General features: G+C 65.7%; 19 protein-coding genes. 18 read left to right on the top strand and 1 reads right to left on the bottom strand.

Annotation, left to right across the window (positions count from 1 at the left end; translation table 11 throughout):
- The first annotated feature begins 177 nt into the window (after window positions 1-177).
- From QW861_RS10805 to lpxB, 17 genes are all read left to right on the top strand, one after another.
- Window positions 178-1470, top strand: coding sequence for a serine protease (locus tag QW861_RS10805; RefSeq protein ID WP_315711592.1), 1293 nt, complete (start codon window positions 178-180; stop codon window positions 1468-1470).
- The gene (locus QW861_RS10800; RefSeq protein WP_315711593.1) at window positions 1467-2429 is read left to right on the top strand and encodes an FHA domain-containing protein; all 963 of its coding nucleotides are present in this window, start codon (window positions 1467-1469) and stop codon (window positions 2427-2429) included. Before QW861_RS10805 ends, QW861_RS10800 begins: the two co-directional genes overlap by 4 nt.
- 90 nt (window positions 2430-2519) lie before the next feature.
- Complete coding sequence (locus QW861_RS10795) at window positions 2520-3041, top strand: hypothetical protein (RefSeq protein WP_316193062.1); 522 nt, start codon at window positions 2520-2522, stop codon at window positions 3039-3041.
- A gap of 154 nt (window positions 3042-3195) precedes the next feature.
- Complete coding sequence (locus QW861_RS10790; protein ID WP_315711596.1) at window positions 3196-4185, top strand: 30S ribosomal protein S2; 990 nt, start codon at window positions 3196-3198, stop codon at window positions 4183-4185.
- A 129-nt stretch (window positions 4186-4314) separates the two neighbouring features.
- Window positions 4315-5238 (top strand): translation elongation factor Ts, encoded by a 924-nt coding sequence (tsf, locus tag QW861_RS10785; RefSeq protein ID WP_315711597.1) that lies wholly within the window; start codon window positions 4315-4317, stop codon window positions 5236-5238.
- A 74-nt stretch (window positions 5239-5312) separates the two neighbouring features.
- Window positions 5313-6029, top strand: coding sequence for a UMP kinase (gene pyrH, locus QW861_RS10780; protein WP_315711598.1), 717 nt, complete (start codon window positions 5313-5315; stop codon window positions 6027-6029).
- 162 nt (window positions 6030-6191) lie between these two features.
- Window positions 6192-6755, top strand: coding sequence for a ribosome recycling factor (gene frr, locus QW861_RS10775; RefSeq protein ID WP_315711599.1), 564 nt, complete (start codon window positions 6192-6194; stop codon window positions 6753-6755).
- A gap of 12 nt (window positions 6756-6767) precedes the next feature.
- Complete coding sequence (locus QW861_RS10770) at window positions 6768-7526, top strand: isoprenyl transferase (protein ID WP_315827149.1); 759 nt, start codon at window positions 6768-6770, stop codon at window positions 7524-7526.
- Complete coding sequence (locus tag QW861_RS10765; RefSeq protein ID WP_315827148.1) at window positions 7523-8410, top strand: phosphatidate cytidylyltransferase; 888 nt, start codon at window positions 7523-7525, stop codon at window positions 8408-8410. Before QW861_RS10770 ends, QW861_RS10765 begins: the two co-directional genes overlap by 4 nt.
- A gap of 41 nt (window positions 8411-8451) precedes the next feature.
- Window positions 8452-9675 carry a 1-deoxy-D-xylulose-5-phosphate reductoisomerase gene (gene dxr / locus QW861_RS10760; RefSeq protein ID WP_315711602.1) on the top strand — a complete coding sequence of 408 codons (1224 nt, stop codon included), beginning with the start codon at window positions 8452-8454 and terminating at the stop codon, window positions 9673-9675.
- 39 nt (window positions 9676-9714) lie between these two features.
- Window positions 9715-10866 carry an RIP metalloprotease RseP gene (gene rseP / locus QW861_RS10755; RefSeq protein WP_316165248.1) on the top strand — a complete coding sequence of 384 codons (1152 nt, stop codon included), beginning with the start codon at window positions 9715-9717 and terminating at the stop codon, window positions 10864-10866.
- A gap of 174 nt (window positions 10867-11040) precedes the next feature.
- Window positions 11041-13581, top strand: a complete 2541-nt coding sequence (gene bamA, locus QW861_RS10750) for an outer membrane protein assembly factor BamA (protein WP_315711604.1) — start codon at window positions 11041-11043, stop codon at window positions 13579-13581.
- Between the two features lie 117 nt (window positions 13582-13698).
- Window positions 13699-14766: a UDP-3-O-(3-hydroxymyristoyl)glucosamine N-acyltransferase gene (gene lpxD, locus QW861_RS10745; protein ID WP_316165249.1), complete on the top strand. Its 1068-nt coding sequence runs from the start codon at window positions 13699-13701 to the stop codon at window positions 14764-14766.
- Entirely contained in the window at window positions 14766-15224 is a 459-nt protein-coding gene (gene fabZ / locus QW861_RS10740; RefSeq protein ID WP_284418776.1) for a 3-hydroxyacyl-ACP dehydratase FabZ, read from the top strand. Before lpxD ends, fabZ begins: the two co-directional genes overlap by 1 nt.
- A gap of 29 nt (window positions 15225-15253) precedes the next feature.
- Window positions 15254-16063 (top strand): acyl-ACP--UDP-N-acetylglucosamine O-acyltransferase, encoded by an 810-nt coding sequence (gene lpxA, locus QW861_RS10735; RefSeq protein WP_315711606.1) that lies wholly within the window; start codon window positions 15254-15256, stop codon window positions 16061-16063.
- 4 nt (window positions 16064-16067) lie between these two features.
- Window positions 16068-16925, top strand: coding sequence for an LpxI family protein (locus QW861_RS10730; protein WP_315750910.1), 858 nt, complete (start codon window positions 16068-16070; stop codon window positions 16923-16925).
- A gap of 26 nt (window positions 16926-16951) precedes the next feature.
- The gene (gene lpxB / locus QW861_RS10725) at window positions 16952-18109 is read left to right on the top strand and encodes a lipid-A-disaccharide synthase (RefSeq protein ID WP_316193061.1); all 1158 of its coding nucleotides are present in this window, start codon (window positions 16952-16954) and stop codon (window positions 18107-18109) included.
- Here lpxB and QW861_RS10720 read toward each other — a convergent pair whose 3' ends face one another.
- The gene (locus QW861_RS10720; protein ID WP_315750912.1) at window positions 18110-19348 is read right to left on the bottom strand and encodes a GAF domain-containing sensor histidine kinase; all 1239 of its coding nucleotides are present in this window, start codon (window positions 19346-19348) and stop codon (window positions 18110-18112) included. It lies immediately after the preceding gene.
- 136 nt (window positions 19349-19484) lie between these two features.
- Between QW861_RS10720 and QW861_RS10715 the strand changes: the two genes are divergently transcribed.
- Window positions 19485-19850 (top strand): response regulator, encoded by a 366-nt coding sequence (locus QW861_RS10715; protein WP_315711610.1) that lies wholly within the window; start codon window positions 19485-19487, stop codon window positions 19848-19850.
- The last annotated feature ends 75 nt before the right edge of the window (window positions 19851-19925 follow it).

The raw sequence follows: 19925 nt of genomic DNA, 5'->3' as shown, positions 1-19925 counted from the left end.
GGCGCGTTGGCCTGAGGTCGGCGCGGTTGCAACATCGGCCTGTTTTCGATATGGCCGGACCGCCGGACTGATCGATCGTGGGCGCAGGACGTCGACGGCCGACGACGTGTTGCGGGGGCATCAGTGATATCAGCGTTTGTCGGGACCTTGCGCACGCTGTCTTTGCGAAGCTCAATCATGGCCGCGCTTTGCGGCGTCGGTATCGCCGGCCTGCCATCGCCAAGCGATGCGCAAGCGCTGCCGGGCGCCGAAGCCGTCTATGCCTCGGCGCCGCCGCGCCTGCTCCAGATCCGCACGCTCGTGGCCGATGCCGGCCGCCAGACCTCGACCGGATCCGGCTTTCTGGTCTCCGCCGACGGGCTCGCGGTCACGAACTATCACGTTGTGTCGGATGCAGCACTCGAGCCGAAGACGTACCGGCTCGAATATACGGGAGCCGATGGCACGCAGGGCGGCGTCACGTTGCTCGCTGTCGACCTGCCCAACGATCTCGCGCTCGTTCGCGTCGACAAGCAGAACGCGCCGTTCTTTTCGTTCGACAAGGCCGCGCTCGACGGCAGCCTGCCGAAAGGCGAGCGGCTCTATTCGCTCGGCAACCCGCTCGACCTCGGCTTCACCATCATCGAGGGAACGTATAACGGTCTCGTCGAGCACAGCTACAACGATCACATCCATTTCACCGGCGCGCTCAATCCCGGCATGAGCGGCGGGCCCGCGGTCAATGCGCAAGGCCAGGTGGTCGGCATCAACGTCGCCACGCGCCGCGGCGGCCAGCTCATCAGCTTCCTGGTGCCCGCCCGCTTCGCGGCCGCGCTCCTGGCGCGCGGCCAGGACGCCAGGCCGGCCGCGGCCGATCTGCGCAAGGACGTGATCGCGCAGCTTACGAGCTGGCGTGGAGCGCTCTACAAGTCGCTGGGCGAGGAGGGCTTCCGCGATCGGGTGTTCGGGTCCTATCAGGCGCCGGAGACGCGCGCGGGCTGGTTCGAATGCTGGGCGAGCACCAATGTCAGCGCATCGCCGAAGCCGCGCGCCAGCATCAATTCGACCAGTTGCAAGGCCGAGGCCAGCGTCTATGTCGCCTCCGACCTCAACACCGGCGTGGTGGAGGTCAGCCACTCCTACGCGAAATCGATCGACCTCAATCAATTCCAGTTCGCGACCGTGCTGACGCAGCTGGCGCAGCCGCGACTCACCCAGGGCGGTTCTTTTCGCAAATGGTACACGCCGCAGCATTGCCATGCCGATTTCGTCGGCGTGACGCCGGCGGCCGCTCATCCGTCGCTACGCGTGCTGTGGTGTGCGCAGGGCTATCGCGAGTTCGACGGCCTCTATGACGTCGTGCTGGTCGCGGTGACGCAGGACCATGCCGACGAGGCGCTGGTGTCGCGGCTGAACCTGCAGGCGATCGCCTATGACGACGCCTTGCGCCTCGGCAAGAGCTTCCTCGAACGCCTGCAGGTCGCACGATGATCTGGATCGAGATCCTCTCCAAGCATCGCGACGTCGCCGGCCGCTTCCGCGTCGATGCCGCCGAGATCAGCATCGGCCGCGGCTACGACAATCACGTCATCCTCGACGATCCCTATGTCGCCGCGCGCCATGTGCGAATTTTCCGCGACGGCGAGGGGCGCCTGGTCGCCGAGGATCTCGGCAGCGCCAATGGCCTCTTTCTCGATCGCGGCAAGAGCCGGAAGCCGCAGCTCGTCCTCGACGGCGCCAAGCCGATCCGGATCGGCCAGACGCTGCTTCGGATCCGCGACGCCGGCCATGCCGTCGAGCCGGAGCGGCTCGCGGGCTCCGAACGCGGGGCGCTGCCGATCATCGCCGCGATCGCCCTCGGTGTCGTCCTGCTCGCGATCAACGCGGTGATGACCTGGTTTGCGCAGACCTCCGAGGCGCATCTGTCCGATTATCTTGTGCCGACCGTCACGATGATCGGGGTGGTCGTCGCATGGGTTGGCGTCTGGGCGCTGCTGGCGCGGCTGTTTTCCGGCCGCTCGCATTTTCTGCGCCACCTCCTGATCGCGCAGGCGGGTCTGATTGCGTTCTGGGTCTACAGCGAGTTCGCCCAGATTGCCTCGTTCGCCCTGACCTGGAGCGCTGTCTTCACCTACGGCTACGTCGTTTCGTGGATCGTTCTCGCCGCGACCTGCTTGCTGCATCTGCGTGAGGTCGGACGCACCCATATGCTCGCCAAGGGCCTGGTGGTCGGCCTTTTGCTGGTGGTCGCGATCGCGATCCAGACCGTGCAGCGGTCGGAGGCGTTGGCGAATTCCGGCCGTCCCAATGTCAGCCACGTGCTGATGCCGCCGTCCCTGCGCCTGGTCCCGGTGCAGGACGAGCAGACCTTCTTCGAAGACGCCGCGCGGCTGAGGGCGAAGCTCGATGCCGACCGCGCCGCGCTGGCCCCGGCCGGTGTGGAGCGCTGATCACAGTTCCACTGTCTTTGCTCCCGGAGGTTGAAAGTTCCCTGGTTCCCGTCATAGCCTCGAACCCCGGGTTTCTACGGGGAGGGGGCAATGAACAGGCGAGCGCTGCTGGGATTGGGAGCGGCATTTCTGGTATCAGGATGCCTGACAGGCAAGGAAGGCACCGAATACGCTGTGGTGTCACAGAAGATCGGGGCACCGCGTGCCGGGCAGTCCCGCATCATCATCATGAGCTTGAAGGATGCCTGGCTGGACCGGACCACGTGCGACGCCAAGGTCGACGGCGTCGCGCTGAGCCGCCTGATCCCCGGAACCTATGTCTACGTCGACCGTCCGACCGGTCCGCACCACCTCGTCGCCACCCAGACCCTGTTCCCAGGCGACTCGGTGCTCGATTTCAACACCGAGCCGGGGCGGACCTATTTCTTCTCGATCAGGCCCAGTGATCGGTCCAGGGCCATGCAGGGCGGCGGCATGGCGTTCGGCCTGCTCGGCATGGGCGTCATGGCCGCGGCCTCGTCGGGCGCCGACAACAAGGGTCCGGTCGACTTCGTTCCGCTGCAGGAGGGGCAGGCCCGGACGGCGATGGTCGAGCTTCTGCAGGCCGAATGAGCCCATTTTCCTTGCGTTGCGCCAAAATCCGGCTATATAGCGCGCCATCTCACACGGAAACTTGGCTCTCCTAGAGGGCGTCCGGTGGCAAGCCGGGCCTTGACGGCCCGTTTTTGCTCACGCGTTTCCGGAGGAATCAACCGGAGAATATCCAATGGCGCTGCCTGAATTCACGATGCGTCAGCTGCTCGAAGCTGGCGTGCACTTTGGTCACCAGTCTCACCGCTGGAATCCGAAAATGGCCGATTTCATTTTCGGAGCCCGCAACAACATCCACATCATCGATCTCGCCCAGACCGTGCCGCTGCTGCACACGGCGCTGCAGGCCGTCAGCGACACCGTCGCCAAGGGCGGCCGCATCCTGTTCGTCGGCACCAAGCGCCAGGCGCAGGACAACGTGGCCGATGCAGCCAAGCGCTGCGCGCAGTATTTCGTCAATTCGCGCTGGCTCGGCGGCACGCTGACCAACTGGAAGACGATCTCGGCCTCGATCAAGCGCCTGCGTCATCTCGACGAGGTGCTGTCCTCGGGCGAAGCCAACTCCTACACCAAGAAGGAGCGGCTGACCCTGCAGCGCGAGCGCGACAAGCTCGATCGCTCGCTCGGCGGCATCAAGGACATGGGCGGTCTGCCCGACATGATCTTCGTGATCGACACCAACAAGGAAGACATCGCGATCCAGGAGGCCCAGCGCCTCAAGATCCCGGTGGCCGCGATCGTCGACACCAATTGCGATCCGAAGGGCATCACCTACGTCGTGCCCGGCAATGACGACGCCGGCCGCGCCATTTCGCTGTACTGCGACCTGATCGCGCGAGCCGCCATCGACGGCATCTCGCGCGCGCAGGGCGAGCTCGGGATCGACGTCGGCGCCTCGGCGGCTCCGCTCGAGGAAGATCTTCCGGCTGCGTCCACTTCGACGTTCCAGGGTCTGCCTGGTCCGCGCGGAACCGCCGATGATCTCAAGAAGCTCACCGGCGTGTCCGGTGCGATCGAGAAGAAGCTCAACGACCTCGGCATCTTCCACTACTGGCAGCTCGCCGAGCTCAACCACGACACCGCGCACCAGATCGGCGAAGAAGTCGGTCTCCCGAGCCGGGCCGATGCCTGGGTCGCGCAGGCCAAGTCGCTCGCCGACGCGTAAGACGACACAACACCATTCTGGCCGGCGTCTCACGCCGGCCATCGCGACTGAGATAGGTTTTTCCTGGCAGCGGGCGGCGACGAGCCATCCGCTGCGTCGCGCTTTGGACAGGCAAAAGGACGTTCAACGATGGCTAATATCACCGCAGCGATGGTGAAGGACCTGCGCGAGTCGACCGGCGCGGGCATGATGGACTGCAAGGCCGCGCTCACCGAGAACGGCGGCGACATGCAGGCCGCGCAGGATTGGCTGCGCAAGAAGGGCCTGTCGAAGGCCGCCAAGAAGGCCGGTCGCGTTGCGGCCGAGGGCCTGATCGGCGCGCTGACCTCCGGCAAGAAGGGCGTGGTCGTCGAGGTCAATTCCGAGACCGACTTCGTCGCCCGCAACGAGCACTTCCAGGGTCTGGTCAAGATGATTGCCCAGGTCGCGCTCGACGTCGGGGCCGACGTGGAGAAGATCAAGGCCGCCAAGGTGGGCAGCATCACGGTCGAGGCCGCGATTGCCGATTCGATCGCCACCATCGGTGAGAACCAGACGCTGCGGCGTGCGGCTTCGCTCGAAGTGAGCCAAGGCGTCGTGTCGAGCTACGTCCATGGCGCCGTCATCGAGGGGGCCGGCAAGCTCGGCGTGATCGTGGCGCTGGAGTCGCCCGGCAAGACCGACGAGCTCGCCGTGCTCGGCCGTCAGCTCGCGATGCACGTCGCCGCGGCCAATCCGCAGGCGATCGATGCGGCGGGTCTCGATCCGGAGCTCGTCAAGCGCGAGAAGGACGTGCTCGCCGACAAGTATCGTCAGCAGGGCAAGCCGGAAAACGTGATCGAGAAGATCGTCGAGTCCGGCCTGAAGACCTACTACAAGGAAGTCACCCTGCTCGAGCAGGCCTTCATCCACGACAGCGGCAAGTCGGTCGCGCAGGCGCTGAAGGAAGCCGAAGGCAAGGTCGGCGGTCCGATCAAGGTTGCCGGTTTCGTCCGCTATGCCCTCGGTGAGGGTATCGAGAAGGAAGAGACCGACTTCGCTGCCGAAGTCGCCGCCGCCAGCGGCAAGAAGTAACGACTGAGCACAGTCACGATCCGGCGCGGCGTTCGCGCCGGATCTCAACGCGCGGGATAGGAGAGCATTGGCACATGGCTGAGCCGGTCTATCGTCGCGTCGTGGTCAAGCTGTCCGGCGAATATCTCGCGGGCCCTCATTCCTTCGGCATCGACCAGCCGACCGTCGACCGCATCGCCGATGACCTCATCGCGGCCCAGAAGCTCGGCGTCGAGATCGCCGTCGTGGTCGGCGGCGGCAACATGGTGCGCGGCGTCGAGGTGTCGTCGCAGGGCGTGTCGCGTCCGACCGGCGACACCATGGGCATGCTCGCCACCGTCATGAACTGCCTGGCGCTGGAAGCCGCCATCCAGCGCAAGGGCACCCCGGCGCAGGCGCTCTCCGCTTTCGTCATGCCGGAGGTGTGCGAGCTGTTCACCCGCGCTGCGGCGCACAAGTCGCTGGCCGAAGGACGCATCGTCGTGCTCGGGGGCGGCACCGGCAATCCCTATTTCACGACCGATACCACAGCGGTCTTGCGGGCGGCCGAGATCGGTGCCCAGGCCGTGCTCAAGGCCACCAATGTCGATGGCGTCTATAGCGCCGATCCCAAGAAGGATCCGGCCGCCAAGCGCTTCGACCGGCTGACCCATTCGCAGGCCATCGAAGGCGGCTACAAGGTCATGGACGCGACCGCATTCGCCCTTGCCCGGGAAACGTCGCTGCCTATCATTGTGTTCTCCATTGCCGAACCGGGCTCGATCGGCGCGATGCTGCAGGGCGAAGGGCGCGGCACCATCGTCGCGGGGTGAGCCGCGGCACCGTCGGCCGCCGGTGTTGGACCGATCCCGAGCCTGCGGTAGAAGCGTAAGCGAGACAGGATTTCATCCGGGAGTCGCCCGAGTCCGGCCGCAGGCATTTCAAGGCCTGGCAGAGCCGGCCGCAACGCCCCGGATTGCAGAAAGGAAAGCGTGATGAGCACGGGCAATTTCGACCTCAACGAACTGAAGCGCCGCATGCAGGGCGCGACCCAGGCGCTGAAGCACGAGCTCGGCGGCCTGCGCACCGGCCGCGCCTCGGCGTCGATGGTGGAGCCGGTCCAGGTCGAAGCCTATGGCTCGCACATGCCGCTCAACCAGCTCGCGACCGTCTCCGTTCCCGAGCCGCGCCTGCTCTCGGTGCAGGTCTGGGACCGCTCCATGGTCAAGGCCGTCGAGAAGGCGATCGTCGATTCCAACCTCGGCCTGTCGCCGGCGACCGAAGGCCAGGTGATCCGGCTGCGCATTCCCGAGCTCAACCAGGAGCGGCGCAAGGAGCTGGTCAAGGTCGCGCATAAATATGCGGAAGCTGCCCGTGTCGCCGTCCGCCATGTCCGCCGCGACGGTCTCGATACCCTCAAGAAGCTCGAGAAGAATCACGAGATGTCCGAGGACGATCAGGAGCGCCTCGCTGCCGATGTGCAGAAGGCGACCGACAGCGTGATCTCGGAGATCGACCAGCTGCTGGCGGCGAAGGAAAAGGAAATCCTCACCGTCTGAAGGATGCGCTTGATGTCCAATGCCGCGGCCCCGATGACGGAGGCGCCGGACCGGTCCGACGGACCGGCCCATGTTGCCATCATCATGGATGGCAACGGCCGCTGGGCTGCGGCCCGCGGGCTGCCGCGTGCGGAAGGGCATCGCCGTGGCGTCGAGGCATTGCGCCGCGTGGTGCGCGCCTCGCATGAGCTCGGCATTCGCTATCTCACCATCTTCTCGTTCTCGTCCGAGAACTGGTCGCGTCCGGCCAGCGAGATCGGCGACCTGTTTGGGCTGCTCCGCCGCTTCATCCGCAACGATCTCGCGACCCTGCATCGCGACGGCGTGCGTGTCAGGGTGATCGGCGAGCGCGACGGGCTCGAGCCCGACATCTGCGCGCTTCTCAGCGAGGCCGAGGAACTGACCCGGGGCAACACCAAGCTCACGCTCGTGGTCGCCTTCAACTACGGCTCGCGCCAGGAGATCGCGCGCGCGGCGCAGCGTCTGGCCCGCGAGGTCGCCGAGGGCCGGCGCGATCCGGCTTCGATCGATGCCGATGCGATCGGCGCTCATCTCGATGCGCCCGATATTCCAGATCCCGATCTCATCATCCGCACCAGCGGCGAGCAGCGGCTGTCCAACTTCCTGATGTGGCAGGCGGCCTATAGCGAGCTGGTGTTCGTGCCGATCCATTGGCCCGACTTCGACAAGGCCGCGCTGGAGGGCGCGATCGCCGAGTTCGGCCGGCGTGAACGCCGCTTCGGCGGTCTCGTGGCGAAAACCGCCTCGTGACCAAACCGGATACCGCAGCCGTGAGAGACGCCGCCAACGCCGCGCAGCGCAATGATCCCGCGCCGCCGAAAAAGGCTGCAACCAGCAATCTGGTGATGCGGGTGGCGGCGGCGCTGGTGCTGGTGCCGCTGGCGCTCGGCGCCGCCTATGCCGGCGGCGTATTCTGGACCGCACTGGTCACGGTCGTCGCGGTCGGCCTGTATCTCGAATGGCTGATGGTGGTGGGCGAGGTTCGCACGGCCAGCGTCGGCACGGCCGGCGCACTGGCCATCGGCGTTGCCGGCCTTTGCTGCGCCTATGGCCTGATCGACTTCGCCGTCGTCGTGCTTGGGCTCGGCCTGGTCGCGGTCACGGCGCTCGCTGCGGGACGTCGCGCCTGGGTGGCCGCCGGCTTCGCCTACGCGTCGGCCGCCGAGCTCGGCTCGGTGCTGGTGCGCTTCGATGCGGCCGAGGGATGGCATGCGCTGGTGCTGGTGTTTCTGGTCGTATGGGCCAGCGACATCGGCGGCTACGTTGCGGGCCGCAGCATCGGCGGGCCGAAGCTCGCGCCGCGGATCAGCCCGAACAAGACCTGGGCCGGCGCCGTCGGCGGCTTCGCCGCCAGCCTCGTCGCCGCGGCCGCCTGGTCGATGGCCGGCGCCGGCGGCCTGATGGCGATGCTCATGCTCGCCGCGGCGCTGTCGGTGGTCTCGCAGCTCGGCGACCTGCTCGAATCTGCGGTGAAGCGGCAGTTCGGGGTCAAGGACTCCAGTCACATCATTCCCGGCCATGGCGGCCTGTTGGATCGCCTGGACGGCTATGTCGCGGCGATCGTCGTCGCCGCATTGCTCGGTTTGCTGCGCGGCGGCCTCGATGGCGTCGGCCGCGGTCTTCTGGTTTGGTGACCGGCAGCGCGGCTGGCCGGTCGAGATTGTTTGGTGAGAACATGAGCGCAGTGCCATTGCGGAACAACAAGGCCGGTCTCGCGGAGGTGCGCAGCGTCACCGTGCTCGGCGCCACCGGCTCGATCGGCGATTCGACCATGGACCTCGTGCGCGGCGCGCCGGAGCGCTACCGCGTCGAGGCGCTGACCGGCAACAGCAACGTCCAGGGCCTGGTGAAGCTGGCCCGGGAGTTCAACCCGCGCTTCGTGGCGGTGGCCGATCCGGCCGGCCTCGACGAGCTGCGCGACGCGCTGGCGGGCACCGGGATCGAATGCGGGGCAGGGGAGAGCGCCATCATCGAGGCGGCAGCCCGTCCCGCCGACTGGGTCATGGCCGCCGTCTCCGGCGCCGCCGGCCTCAAGCCGGCGCTCGCCGCGGTGGACCGCGGAGCGACCGTGGCGCTCGCCAACAAGGAATGCCTGGTCTGTGCCGGCGATTTCTTCATGGAGCGGGCTGCGCGGGCTGGCGCCTGCATCCTGCCGGCCGATTCGGAGCACAACGCGCTGTTCCAGGCGCTGTCCTCGGGCAATCGCGAGGAACTGGTGCGGGTGATCATCACCGCCTCCGGCGGCCCGTTCCGCACCTGGGCGCCGGCCGATATCGAGCAGGCGACCTTGGCCCAGGCGCTGAAACATCCGAACTGGAGCATGGGCCAGAAGATCACGATCGATTCGGCCTCGATGATGAACAAGGGCCTCGAGGTGATCGAGGCGTCCTACCTGTTCGCGCTGTCGCCCGACGAGATCGACGTCCTGGTGCATCCGCAGTCGATCGTCCACGGCATGGTCGAGTTCTCCGACCGTTCGGTGGTGGCGCAGCTCGGCGCGCCGGACATGAGGATTCCGATCGCCCATTGCCTGGGCTGGCCGGAGCGCATCAAGGGGCCGTCGGCCCGGCTCGATCTCGCCAAGATCGGCACGCTGACCTTCGAGGCCCCGGACTTCGAGCGGTTCCCCGGTCTGCGGCTGGCGTACGATTCGCTGCGCACCGGGCGCGGCGCCACGACGGTGTTCAACGCGGCCAACGAGGTCGCCGTCGCGGCCTTCATCGCTGGTCACATCCGGTTCGGTGCGATCGCCCGGCTGGTCGAGGCGACCCTCGAGGACTGGACGCGTTCGGGTAATCTGGCACCGTTGACCTCGGCGGACGACGCCATCGCCATTGACCATGACGCGCGAAAAAGGGCCTCCGGCCTCTTGCCTCAAATCGCCGCAAAAGCATCTTAAAGGGTTGGACGGGCCACCGGCCCATCGGGAAGGTCATCGATGTCGGAATTTTTCCACCATATCTTCAATACGTTGAGCCACGGCCTTCTCGGCTACATCGTCCCGTTCCTGTTCGTGCTGACGATCGTGGTGTTTTTCCACGAACTCGGCCATTTCCTGATCGCACGCTGGGCCGGCGTGAAGGTGTTGACGTTTTCGCTCGGATTTGGCCCAGAACTGATCGGTTTCAACGACCGCCACAACACCCGCTGGAAGATCTCGGCGATCCCGCTCGGCGGCTACGTGAAGTTCTTCGGCGACGAATCCGAGGCCTCGACGCCTTCGGCCGAGGCGCTCGCCAAGATGACGGCCGAGGAGCGGGCCGACAGCTTCCACCACAAGACCGTCGGTCAGCGCGCTGCGATCGTCGCGGCCGGCCCGATCGCCAATTTCATCCTCGCGGTCATCATCTTCGCCGGCATGGCGCTGTATTTCGGCAAGCCGAACACGACCCCGCGGGTCGATGCCGTCCAGCCGGACAGCGTCGCGGCCCAGGCCGGCTTCAAGGACGGTGACGTCGTCGCCGCCATCGACGGCCGGGAGATCGAGACCTTCGCCGACATGCAGCGCGTCGTCTCGGTCAGCGCCGGCACCGAATTGTCCTTCCTGATCAAGCGGGACGGCACGGAACTCACCCTGAAGGCGACGCCGGCGCTCAAGGAGGTCAAGGACCTGTTCGGCAACAGCCACCGGATCGGCGTGCTCGGCATCCAGTACAACGCCAAGCCGGACGAATCGCGGTCGATCCCCGTCGGGTTCCTCGAGTCGATCAAGATCGGTTTCGAGCAGGTCTGGTTCATCATCTCCACGACCTTCAAGTTCATCGCCTCGCTGTTCGCGGGCGCCGGGAGCGCCGGCGACGTCGGCGGTCCGATCCGAATCGCACAACTCTCGGGACAGGCAGCCAGCCTCGGCTTCCAGTTCGTTGTGCAACTGTGCGCGACGCTGTCGGTCTCGATCGGGCTCCTGAACCTGTTCCCGGTTCCGCTGCTCGATGGCGGACACCTGTTGTTCTATGGGGTCGAGGCCGTCCGCGGCCGGCCGCTGTCGGAGCGGGCGCAGGAGATGGGGTTCCGAATCGGCCTCGGGCTGGTCCTCATGCTCATGGTCTTTGCAACCTATAACGATATCCTTCACCTCGCCGGGTCCTGAGCGCGGCTTTTTTACGACGTGGCCGTTGGGCAACGTTTTGAAACGAATTTGAAAATTCAGAGAGATCCGGCGTTTGCCGCCGGGTCCAAATTGGCTACAAGCGAACGACAAATGGGAATCTGTCGGGTTCGTAGGGGTACGGAACCGGCAACGGAATATAAGGGCGCGTAGCGCATGAAGTTCGGATTGCGGGTGCGGGGGGGCTTGGCGGCCGCCTTTATCATGTTCGCCGGCCCGGTGGCTTTGCCGCTGGCGAGCGTGGTTCTTTCGTCGCCAGCTGCGGCTCAGACGGTCAACTCGATCGAAGTGGTCGGTAACCGCCGCGTCGAGCTGGAGACCATCCGCTCGTACTTCAAGCCGGGCCCCGGCGGGACGCTCGACGCCGGCCGGGTCGATGACGGCCTCAAGGCGCTGATCGAGACCGGCCTGTTCTCCGACGTGAAGATCAACCGCCAGGGCGGGCGCCTGATCGTCACGGTCGTCGAGAACCCGGTGATCGGCCGCGTCGCGTTCGAGGGCAACAAGAAGGTCAAGGACGAGCAGCTCCAGGCGGAAGTGCAGTCGAAGCCGCGCGGCACGCTGTCGCGCCCGATGGTGCAGTCCGACGCCCAGCGCATCGCGGAGATCTATCGCCGCTCGGGCCGTTACGACGTGCGCGTCACGCCGGAAATGATCGAGCAGCCGAACAACCGCGTCGACCTGATCTTCACGATCGAGGAAGGCGCGAAGACCGGCGTGAAGTCGATCGAGTTCGTCGGCAACAACGCCTTCTCGTCCTATCGCCTCAAGGACGTCATCAAGACCCGCGAGACCAACCTCCTGAGCTTCCTCGGCTCGGGCGACGTCTACGATCCGGACCGTGTCGAGGCCGACCGCGACCTGATTCGCCGCTTCTACCTGAAGAACGGCTATGCCGACGTGCAGGTCGTGGCTGCGCTCAGCGAGTACGATCCGGAGCGCAAGGGCTTCCTCGTGACCTTCAAGATCGAGGAAGGCCAGCAGTACCGGGTCGGTTCGGTCGACTTCCAGTCGTCGATCGCGACGCTCGACGCCACCACGCTGCGCGGATATTCGCGCGTCAGCGTCGGCTCGCTCTACAACGTCGAGAACATCGAGAAGTCGGTCGAGGAGATGCAGATCGAGGCCTCGCGGCGCGGCTACGCGTTCGCGGTGGTCCGTCCGCGCGGCGATCGCAACTTCGAGGCTCATACGGTGTCGGTCGTGTTCGCCATCGACGAGGGCCCGCGCACCTATATCGAGCGCATCAACATCCGCGGCAACACCCGCACCCGTGACTACGTCATTCGCCGCGAGTTCGACATCTCCGAGGGCGACGCCTACAACCGCGCCCTGGTGGACCGTGCCGAGCGCCGCCTGAAGAACCTCGACTTCTTCAAGGACGTGAAGATCGTCACCGAGCCGGGCTCTTCGAGCGACCGCGTGGTCCTGAACGTCAACCTGGAAGAGAAGTCGACCGGTGACTTCTCGATCTCCGGCGGTTATTCGACCACGGACGGTGCGCTCGCCGAGGTCTCGATCTCCGAGCGCAACTTCCTCGGCCGCGGCCTGTTCGCCAAGGCGTCGGTGACCTACGGCCAGTTCGCCCGCGGCTACTCGCTGTCGTTCGTCGAGCCCTATTTGCTCGACTACCGGGTCGCGCTGGGCCTCGACCTCTACCAGCGCCAGCAGCTCGCCAACAACTTCATCTCCTACGGCACCAAGACGCTCGGCTTCAGCCCGCGCCTCGGCTTCCAGTTGCGGGAAGACCTGTCGCTGCAGCTGCGCTACTCGATCTATCGCCAGGAGATCTCGCTGCCGGCGACGCTGTCGGACTGTAACAACGTCGCGGCCGGCACCCTGATCGGCAACCGCTTCGTGCCGTTCAATCCGACGCCGGCGTTCATCAATGCGAATGGTCTCGCCGATCCGAACGGCGGTCTCGGCTGCTTTGCCAATGGCGAGGCCTCGCTGCCGGTGCGCCAGGAGCTGGCGAACGGCGCGACGCTGACCTCGGCACTCGGCTACACGCTGAACTACAACACGCTCGACAACAACAAGAACCCGACTGACGGCCTGCTGGTCGACTTCAAACAGGACTTCGCGGGTGTCGGCGGCGATGTGTCGTACCTGAAGACCGCGTTCGATGCGAAGTACTTCACCCCGCTGGTGTCGGACATCGTCAGCATCGTCCACCTCCAGGGCGGCATCCTGAACAAGATCGGCAATACGCAGCTGCGCATGCTCGATCACTTCCAGATGGGTCCGAACCTGGTTCGCGGCTTCGCTCCGAACGGCATTGGTCCGCGCGATATCAATCCATTCGGCACGCAGGACGCGCTGGGCGGCACCAAGTACTGGGGCGCTTCGCTCGAACTGCAGATGCCGTTCTGGTTCCTGCCCAAGGAGACGGGCCTGAAGGGTGCCGTTTACGCCGACGCTGGCGGCCTGTGGGGCTATCAGGGTCCGACGTCCTGGGCTGCGACGGGCGAGGTTAATACCCCCGGCTGTATCAAGCCGACGCGCAACCCGAACAACGCCGGCACCTGCCTTGGTCTGCAGTTCGATGACCAGAACAAGGTCCGGACCTCGGTCGGCGTGGGTCTGGTGTGGGCGTCGCCGTTCGGTCCGCTGCGCTTCGACTACGCGATCCCGCTCACCAAGGGTCAGTTCGACCGGACGCAGGAATTCCGGTTCGGCGGCGGTACATCGTTCTGAGCCTGGGCCGATCGAATCCGGGTTGGCATCGACCAACCTCGCCGGTGTAAGAAATGGGAGCTCGGTTCCGGGACACCGGAGCCGGGCTCTGACTTTTTGTCTTGAGAGTACGACGGAATGGCCCAGCCGACCTTCTTCCAATCGCCGCCGCCCACGACCCTGGCAGCGATCGCCGCCGCCGCCAAGGCCACCCTGGTCGACCCATCCCGCGGCGAGCAGGTCGTCAAGGGACTGGCGTCGCTCGACGAGGCCGGCCCGATGCATCTGGCGTTCTTCGACAACCTCAGATACGCAGGCCAGCTCGCCGGGACCAAAGCGGGCGCCTGCTTGGTCAGTCCGCGATTCGAGGCGCGCGTGCCGTCCCATGTCGCAGTGCTTCGCGCCAATCAGCCGTTCCGCGCCTTCGTGCTGCTCGCGCGCGAGTTCCATGCCGACGCACTGCGGCCGCAGCCCTGGTTCGGCGACGATGGAATCTCGCCTCAAGCCATCATCGATCCCACCGCGCGGCTGGAGGACGGCGTCATCGTCGAGCCGCTGGCGGTGATCGGCGCCCATGTCGAGATCGGCTCGGGGACGATCGTTGGTGCGGGTGCCGTGATCGGTCCCCACGTCAAGATCGGTCGCGACTGCAATGTCGGCGCCCGCACCGTCATCCAGTGCGCGCTGATCGGCAACGACGTCCTGATCCATCCTGGCTGCAGCATCGGCCAGGATGGCTACGGCTTCATCTTCTTCGGCGCGGATGGGCACACCAAGGTGCCGCAGACCGGGCGGGTGCTGATCCAGAACCATGTCGAGGTCGGCGCCGGCACGACGATCGACCGTGGCAGCCTGCGCGACACGGTGATCGGCGAGGGCACCAAGATCGACAACCAGGTGCAGATTGGCCACAATGTCACAATCGGACGGCATTGCCTGCTGGCGGCCCAGATCGGGCTGGCAGGAAGTCTCACGATCGGCGACAACGTCGCGCTCGGGGCGAAGGTTGGTATCAACAATCACCTGACGATCGGCGATGGTGCGCAGGTGACGGCGATGAGCGGCGTCAAGGACGACATTCCGCCGAACGGCCGGTGGGGCGGTTTCTTCGCCAAGCCGACCAAGCAGTGGTTCCGCGAGATCGTTGCGGTGGAACGGCTGGTGCGAGATTCGACCGCGACGAACAGGGACGAGGGACGGGAGTGATGGAGGAGTCACCCATCAGGTTTGCGGACGTCGACATCAACGAGATTCTCAAGACGCTGCCGCACCGTTATCCATTTCTCCTGATCGACCGCGTGAAGAACATCCGGGCCGACTACAGCGGCATCGGCGTCAAGAACGTTTCGATCGGCGAGCCCTGCTTCCAGGGGCACTTTCCGGAGCGGCCGGTCTATCCGGGCGTGCTGATGATCGAGGGCATGGCCCAGACCGCCGGCGTGATCGGCATCAAGTCGGTCGAGGGCACGGAAAAGCCGCGCGCGGTGTATTTCCTCACCATCGACAAGTGCAAGTTCCGCAAGCCGGTGCTGCCCGGCCAGACCATCGAGTATCACATGCGCTCGATCGGCCGGCGCAAGACGATGTGGTGGTTCCACGGCGATGCCAAGGTCGACGGCGTCGTCGTCGCCGAGGCCGATGTCGGCGCTATGCTGACCGACTGACGGGCTGGTAGAAAGTTGATTGCGTCGAAATGAGCAAGATTGATCCCACCGCACGCGTCGAGGATGGCGCCGTCATCGGTGAGGGGACCGTGATCGGTCCTTACTGCATCGTCGGCCCCAACGTCGTGATCGGGGCCAACTGCAAGCTGATCAGCCACGTCCAGATCATGGGCCACACCACGCTCGGCGATGACAACGTGATCTCGCCCTTCGTCGTGCTCGGCGGCGCGCCGCAGGATCTCAGCTATCGCGGCGAGCCGCATCGGCTCGAGATCGGCTCCGGCTGCACCTTCCGTGAAGGCGTGACGATGAACATCGGCACCACGAAAGGCGGCGGCCTGACCAAGGTCGGCAATGCCGGGTTCTTCATGAACAATGCCCATGTCGCCCACGATTGCGTTGTCGGCGACAACGTGATCTTCGCGACCTCGGCGACACTTGGCGGCCATGTTGAGGTCGGTGATTCCGTCTACATCGGCGGCCTGTCCGCGGTGCATCAGTTCACCCGCATCGGCCATGGCGTGATGGTCGGCGGCGTCTGCGGCGTACGCGGCGATATCATTCCGTATGGCCTCGCCAACGGCCAGTATGCCGCGCTCGAAGGTCTCAACGTCATTGGCATGAAGCGCCGCAAGTTCACACGCGAGCGCCTCGCCACGGTGCGTGCCTTCTATCAAAAGCTTTTCCATGGCCCCGGCGTGTTCGCCGATCGCCTCGCGGCGGTGCGGCCGCTGGCCGGCGAGGATCCCGCCATTGCCGAGATCCTCGCCTTCATCGATGGCGGCCGACATCGCGCCTTGTGCCTGCCCGAGATCGGCAGGCCGGCCATCGAGCCGTAGCGCCATGGCGACGCCGGCCGCCGTGACCTCTCCGCCGATCGGCATGATCGCCGCGGGCGGGGTGCTGCCTTTCGCGGTCGCCGATGCCATCGTCGCGCGCGGCCAGACGCCGGTGCTGTTCGCCTTGAAGGGCATCTGCGATCCAAAGCCGCTGGCGCGCTTCCGTCATCACTGGATCGGCCTCGGCCAACTCGGCAATGCCCTGAAGCTCCTGAAGGCCGAGGGCGTTCGCGATCTCATGTTCATCGGCAATCTCGTTCGTCCGGCCGTGTCGGAGATCCGCTTCGACTGGGGCACGCTGCGCGAGCTGCCCTACATCTGGTCGGCCTTTCGCGGCGGTGACGATCATCTGCTGTCCGGCGTCGGCCGCATCTTCGAGCGTCACGGCTTTCACATGATCGGCGTCAAGGACGTCGCCCCCAATCTGCTCGTGCCCGAAGGGCGGCTGACGCGGAGCGGGCCCAACGATCTGGTGACTGGCGACATCGCCAAAGGAATGTCCGTGCTCCGCGCCATGGCGCCGTTCGATGTCGGGCAGGCCGTGGTCGTGATCGACGGCCACGTCGTTGCGCTCGAGGACATCGAGGGCACCGACGGGCTGCTGGCCCGCGTGGCGCGGCTGCGCGCCGATCGCCGCATTCGTGCTGCTGCCGGGCGCGGCGTGCTGGTGAAGGCGCCCAAGGCCGGCCAGGACCTCCGCTACGACCTGCCGACCATCGGTCCGCGAACCATCGAGGGACTTTCGGCCGCGGGTCTCGCCGGAGTCGCCGTCGCTGCCGCCTATACTCTGCTCGCCGATCCCCAGGAGACAGTGGCTGCCGCCGATCGGGCAGGCGTGTTCATCACGGGTGTCACGGCGTGACGCCCCGGCCTCCGGCAGGCCCGGCCATGCGCAGGATCTGCCTGGTCGCGACCGAAGAGTCCGGTGATCGCCTCGGCGCCAGCCTGATGAAGGTGCTGCGCCAGCGGCTCGGCGACGGCGTCGAATTCTCCGGCGTCGGCGGCCGCGGCATGACACGCGAGGGGCTCGCCTCGCTGTTTCCGATCGAGGAGCTCTCGATCGTCGGCTTCGCGGCGGTGCTGAAGCAGCTGCCCAAGATCCTCCGCCTGATCCGCGGCACCGTCGATGCGATCGTTGCGGACCAGCCCGACGTGCTCGTCATCATCGACAGTCCCGATTTCACCCAGCGCGTGGCGAAGCGGGTTCACGCGCGCGATCCCGAGATTCCGATCGTGAACTACGTGGCACCGACCGTATGGGCGTGGCGCCCGGGCCGGGCACGCGCGATGCGCGGCTACGTCGATCACGTGCTGGGCTTGCTGCCGTTCGAGCCGGAGGCGTTCCGAAGGCTCAATGGTCCGCCCTGTACCTATGTCGGCCATCCCCTGATCGAACAGCTCGCCAACCTGCGCCCCAATGCGGCAGAGCAGGCGCGCCGAGATGCCGACCCTCCCGTTCTGCTGGTGCTTCCTGGCAGCCGGCGCAGCGAGGTCGCTCGCCACAGCGCCGTGTTCGGCGAGACATTGGCGCGGCTGCGCGCCCAAAACCTGGCCTTCGAAGCCGTGCTGCCCACCACGCCGCATCTCGAAGCCGCGGTGCGGGCTGGAGTCGCAAACTGGCCGCTCGTTCCGGAGATCATCACGGGCGAGGCCGAGAAGCGGGCAGCCTTCAGGCGCGCGCGCGCCGCGCTCGCCAAGTCCGGCACGGTGACCCTGGAGCTCGCGCTGTCCGGCGTGCCGATGGTGACGGCGTATCGCGTCGGCGAGATCGAGGCGTTCATTCTCCGGCGAGTCGTCAACGTGCAATCGGTCATTCTCGCCAATCTCGTGATCGGCGAGAACGTCATTCCGGAATTCCTTCAGGAAGCCTGCACGGCCGACAATCTCGCGCCCGTTCTCGCCGATCTCCTGGGCGACGGTCCGATACGTTCGCGCCAGGTCGAAGCGTTCGATCGCCTCGACGCGATCATGTCCACGGGCGCGGCCTCGCCAAGCGTGCGCGCGGCCGACATCGTGCTGGCAACGATGCGCAACGGACGGCGCTGATCAGGCCTGAAGCGGCATCTTGAATTCGAAGGTCGCTCTGTCGCCGGTCGACGTGGCCTGGAGCGTGCCGCCATGCGCTCGCGCAATCTCAGAGGCGATGTAGAGTCCGAGCCCGAGACCATGCTGGCTCGGACGCTCGCCACGCATGTAGGGCTTGAACAGATTCTGCATCGCCTTGTCCGAGATCGGCGGTCCGTGATTGGTGACGGCGAGCACGAAAGAGCCTTCGCTCGTTGTTGCGGAGACCTGGATCGGCTTGTCCTTGTCGCCGTAGGAGATGGCGTTGCCGAGCAGGTTCGAGAACAATTGCCCGATCTTGCTGCGGTCGCATTTGACCGGCTCCGCGATGTTGATCCGGGTCTCGATCTCGTGATCGGGCCAGGTCAGCCGGATCTCGGAGATGACCTGCTCGATCACCGGCGCCAGCGGTTGCCGCGCGTCGGGCTTGATCGTCAGGCCGCCGCCGAGGCGCCCCCGGGCGAAATCCATGATGTTGTCGACCAGTCCGGCCATGCGCATGACTGATTTCTGAATCATGGAAATGATCTCAGGCGCTCTGGCGCTGTCCTGACTGCGGAGCAGCACGCGCATTCCGGCGTCGATCGAAGCCAGTGGATTGCGGAGGTCATGGCCGAGAACGCCGATGAATTGCTCTCTCAGCTCGGCGGTCCGGCGCTCGTCGAGCAGGTCAGCCTGGGTGATCTTCAGCCGTTCCTCGGTCGAAAACCTGCGCTTCTCGCTGAGGCCGAGGCTGGCCTGACTGAGCGCGAAGCGCTGATGAAGCTCCAGCTGGGCCGCGATCAACTCCCCGAACAGCTGAAAGGTGCTGACGATCTCGGGCCGGTCCAGCTCGCGCGGCGCTGGATCGATCGCACACAGGGTGCCCCAGATGGTCCCGTCGGACAGGGTGATCGGAGCGGAGATATAGCTGCGAAAGCCGTAGAGCTTTGGCGTCGGGTGATCGCGAAACATGCGATCCGTCTCGACGTCACAGATGACGACAGCTTTGCCTCGCTCCCGGACCTCGCTGCAGATCGTCGTCTTGACGCGCAGCTCGCCGCCCTCTTTCAGGCCGAAATTGATGTCGTCGCGAACCGCACAACAGACCCATCGATCCGAGGTCACGCGCGCGACCGCAACGAATCCCATCCCGGTGATCCTGCTCACCGAGTCCAGAATTTTGGGAACGGCGTCGAGCTGCTGGACAGCGTCGACGTCCGGGTTGGGATTGGTCGTCATCGTATGCTCGAGCTGGTCCCCGATCCAGGATGCAAGTCGTGTCTTCGATTTGCACCGTTCAACGCATTCAGCCCCGGAACGTTCGCCGGAACAAAATGATCGTCGTGCGATTGAATGAGATTGGACAGGAGACAGAGTGTCCCGCGTTCGGCTCACAAGAAAAACAGTTCTGGTCGTTGAGGACGAGGGGCTGATCCGCGCCAACGCTGTCGACATGATCAGAGACCTCGGTTTCGAAGTCATCGAGGCAGCTGACGCCGATCAGGCCATTTCGCTTCTCGAACGATGTGACCGCATATCGGTGGTCTTCACGGACGTCCAAATGCCGGGGTCGATGGATGGCCTGCGGCTGGTCGCCGTCATCAGGGACCGCTGGCCTCCGGTCGCGCTCCTGGTGACGTCAGGTCAGGTGACCCCTTCGGAACTGCCGTCCGGCGCGCGCTTCCTTGCCAAGCCATACGGGGCCGAGCAGCTCAGGTCTCATCTCGAGGCGCTGGCCTGATGCACTCCCGGCAGATGCCGCGAGTCAGAAAGCTGCGACCTCACAAACGAAACGGCGCCGTCGGGATCGACGGCG

This window comes from Bradyrhizobium sp. SZCCHNRI1029 (assembly GCF_032487555.1).
GTDB lineage: Bacteria > Pseudomonadota > Alphaproteobacteria > Rhizobiales > Xanthobacteraceae > Bradyrhizobium.
This window is presented reverse-complemented; position numbering and strand designations above follow the sequence as displayed.

Excerpts from the sequence above, each read along its gene's own strand:
- lpxB (WP_316193061.1), top strand. The coding sequence starts at position 16,952 with ATGCGCAGGATCTGCCTGGTCGCGACCGAAGAGTCCGGTGATCGCCTC.
- lpxA (WP_315711606.1), top strand. The coding sequence starts at position 15,254 with ATGAGCAAGATTGATCCCACCGCACGCGTCGAGGATGGCGCCGTCATC.
- QW861_RS10720 (WP_315750912.1), bottom strand. The coding sequence starts at position 19,348 with ATGACGACCAATCCCAACCCGGACGTCGACGCTGTCCAGCAGCTCGAC.
- lpxD (WP_316165249.1), top strand. The coding sequence starts at position 13,699 with ATGGCCCAGCCGACCTTCTTCCAATCGCCGCCGCCCACGACCCTGGCA.
- bamA (WP_315711604.1), top strand. The coding sequence starts at position 11,041 with ATGAAGTTCGGATTGCGGGTGCGGGGGGGCTTGGCGGCCGCCTTTATC.
- QW861_RS10800 (WP_315711593.1), top strand. The coding sequence starts at position 1,467 with ATGATCTGGATCGAGATCCTCTCCAAGCATCGCGACGTCGCCGGCCGC.
- frr (WP_315711599.1), top strand. The coding sequence starts at position 6,192 with ATGAGCACGGGCAATTTCGACCTCAACGAACTGAAGCGCCGCATGCAG.
- tsf (WP_315711597.1), top strand. The coding sequence starts at position 4,315 with ATGGCTAATATCACCGCAGCGATGGTGAAGGACCTGCGCGAGTCGACC.
- QW861_RS10790 (WP_315711596.1), top strand. The coding sequence starts at position 3,196 with ATGGCGCTGCCTGAATTCACGATGCGTCAGCTGCTCGAAGCTGGCGTG.
- pyrH (WP_315711598.1), top strand. The coding sequence starts at position 5,313 with ATGGCTGAGCCGGTCTATCGTCGCGTCGTGGTCAAGCTGTCCGGCGAA.
- QW861_RS10795 (WP_316193062.1), top strand. The coding sequence starts at position 2,520 with ATGAACAGGCGAGCGCTGCTGGGATTGGGAGCGGCATTTCTGGTATCA.
- QW861_RS10770 (WP_315827149.1), top strand. The coding sequence starts at position 6,768 with ATGTCCAATGCCGCGGCCCCGATGACGGAGGCGCCGGACCGGTCCGAC.
- QW861_RS10805 (WP_315711592.1), top strand. The coding sequence starts at position 178 with ATGGCCGCGCTTTGCGGCGTCGGTATCGCCGGCCTGCCATCGCCAAGC.
- rseP (WP_316165248.1), top strand. The coding sequence starts at position 9,715 with ATGTCGGAATTTTTCCACCATATCTTCAATACGTTGAGCCACGGCCTT.
- fabZ (WP_284418776.1), top strand. The coding sequence starts at position 14,766 with ATGGAGGAGTCACCCATCAGGTTTGCGGACGTCGACATCAACGAGATT.
- QW861_RS10730 (WP_315750910.1), top strand. The coding sequence starts at position 16,068 with ATGGCGACGCCGGCCGCCGTGACCTCTCCGCCGATCGGCATGATCGCC.
- dxr (WP_315711602.1), top strand. The coding sequence starts at position 8,452 with ATGAGCGCAGTGCCATTGCGGAACAACAAGGCCGGTCTCGCGGAGGTG.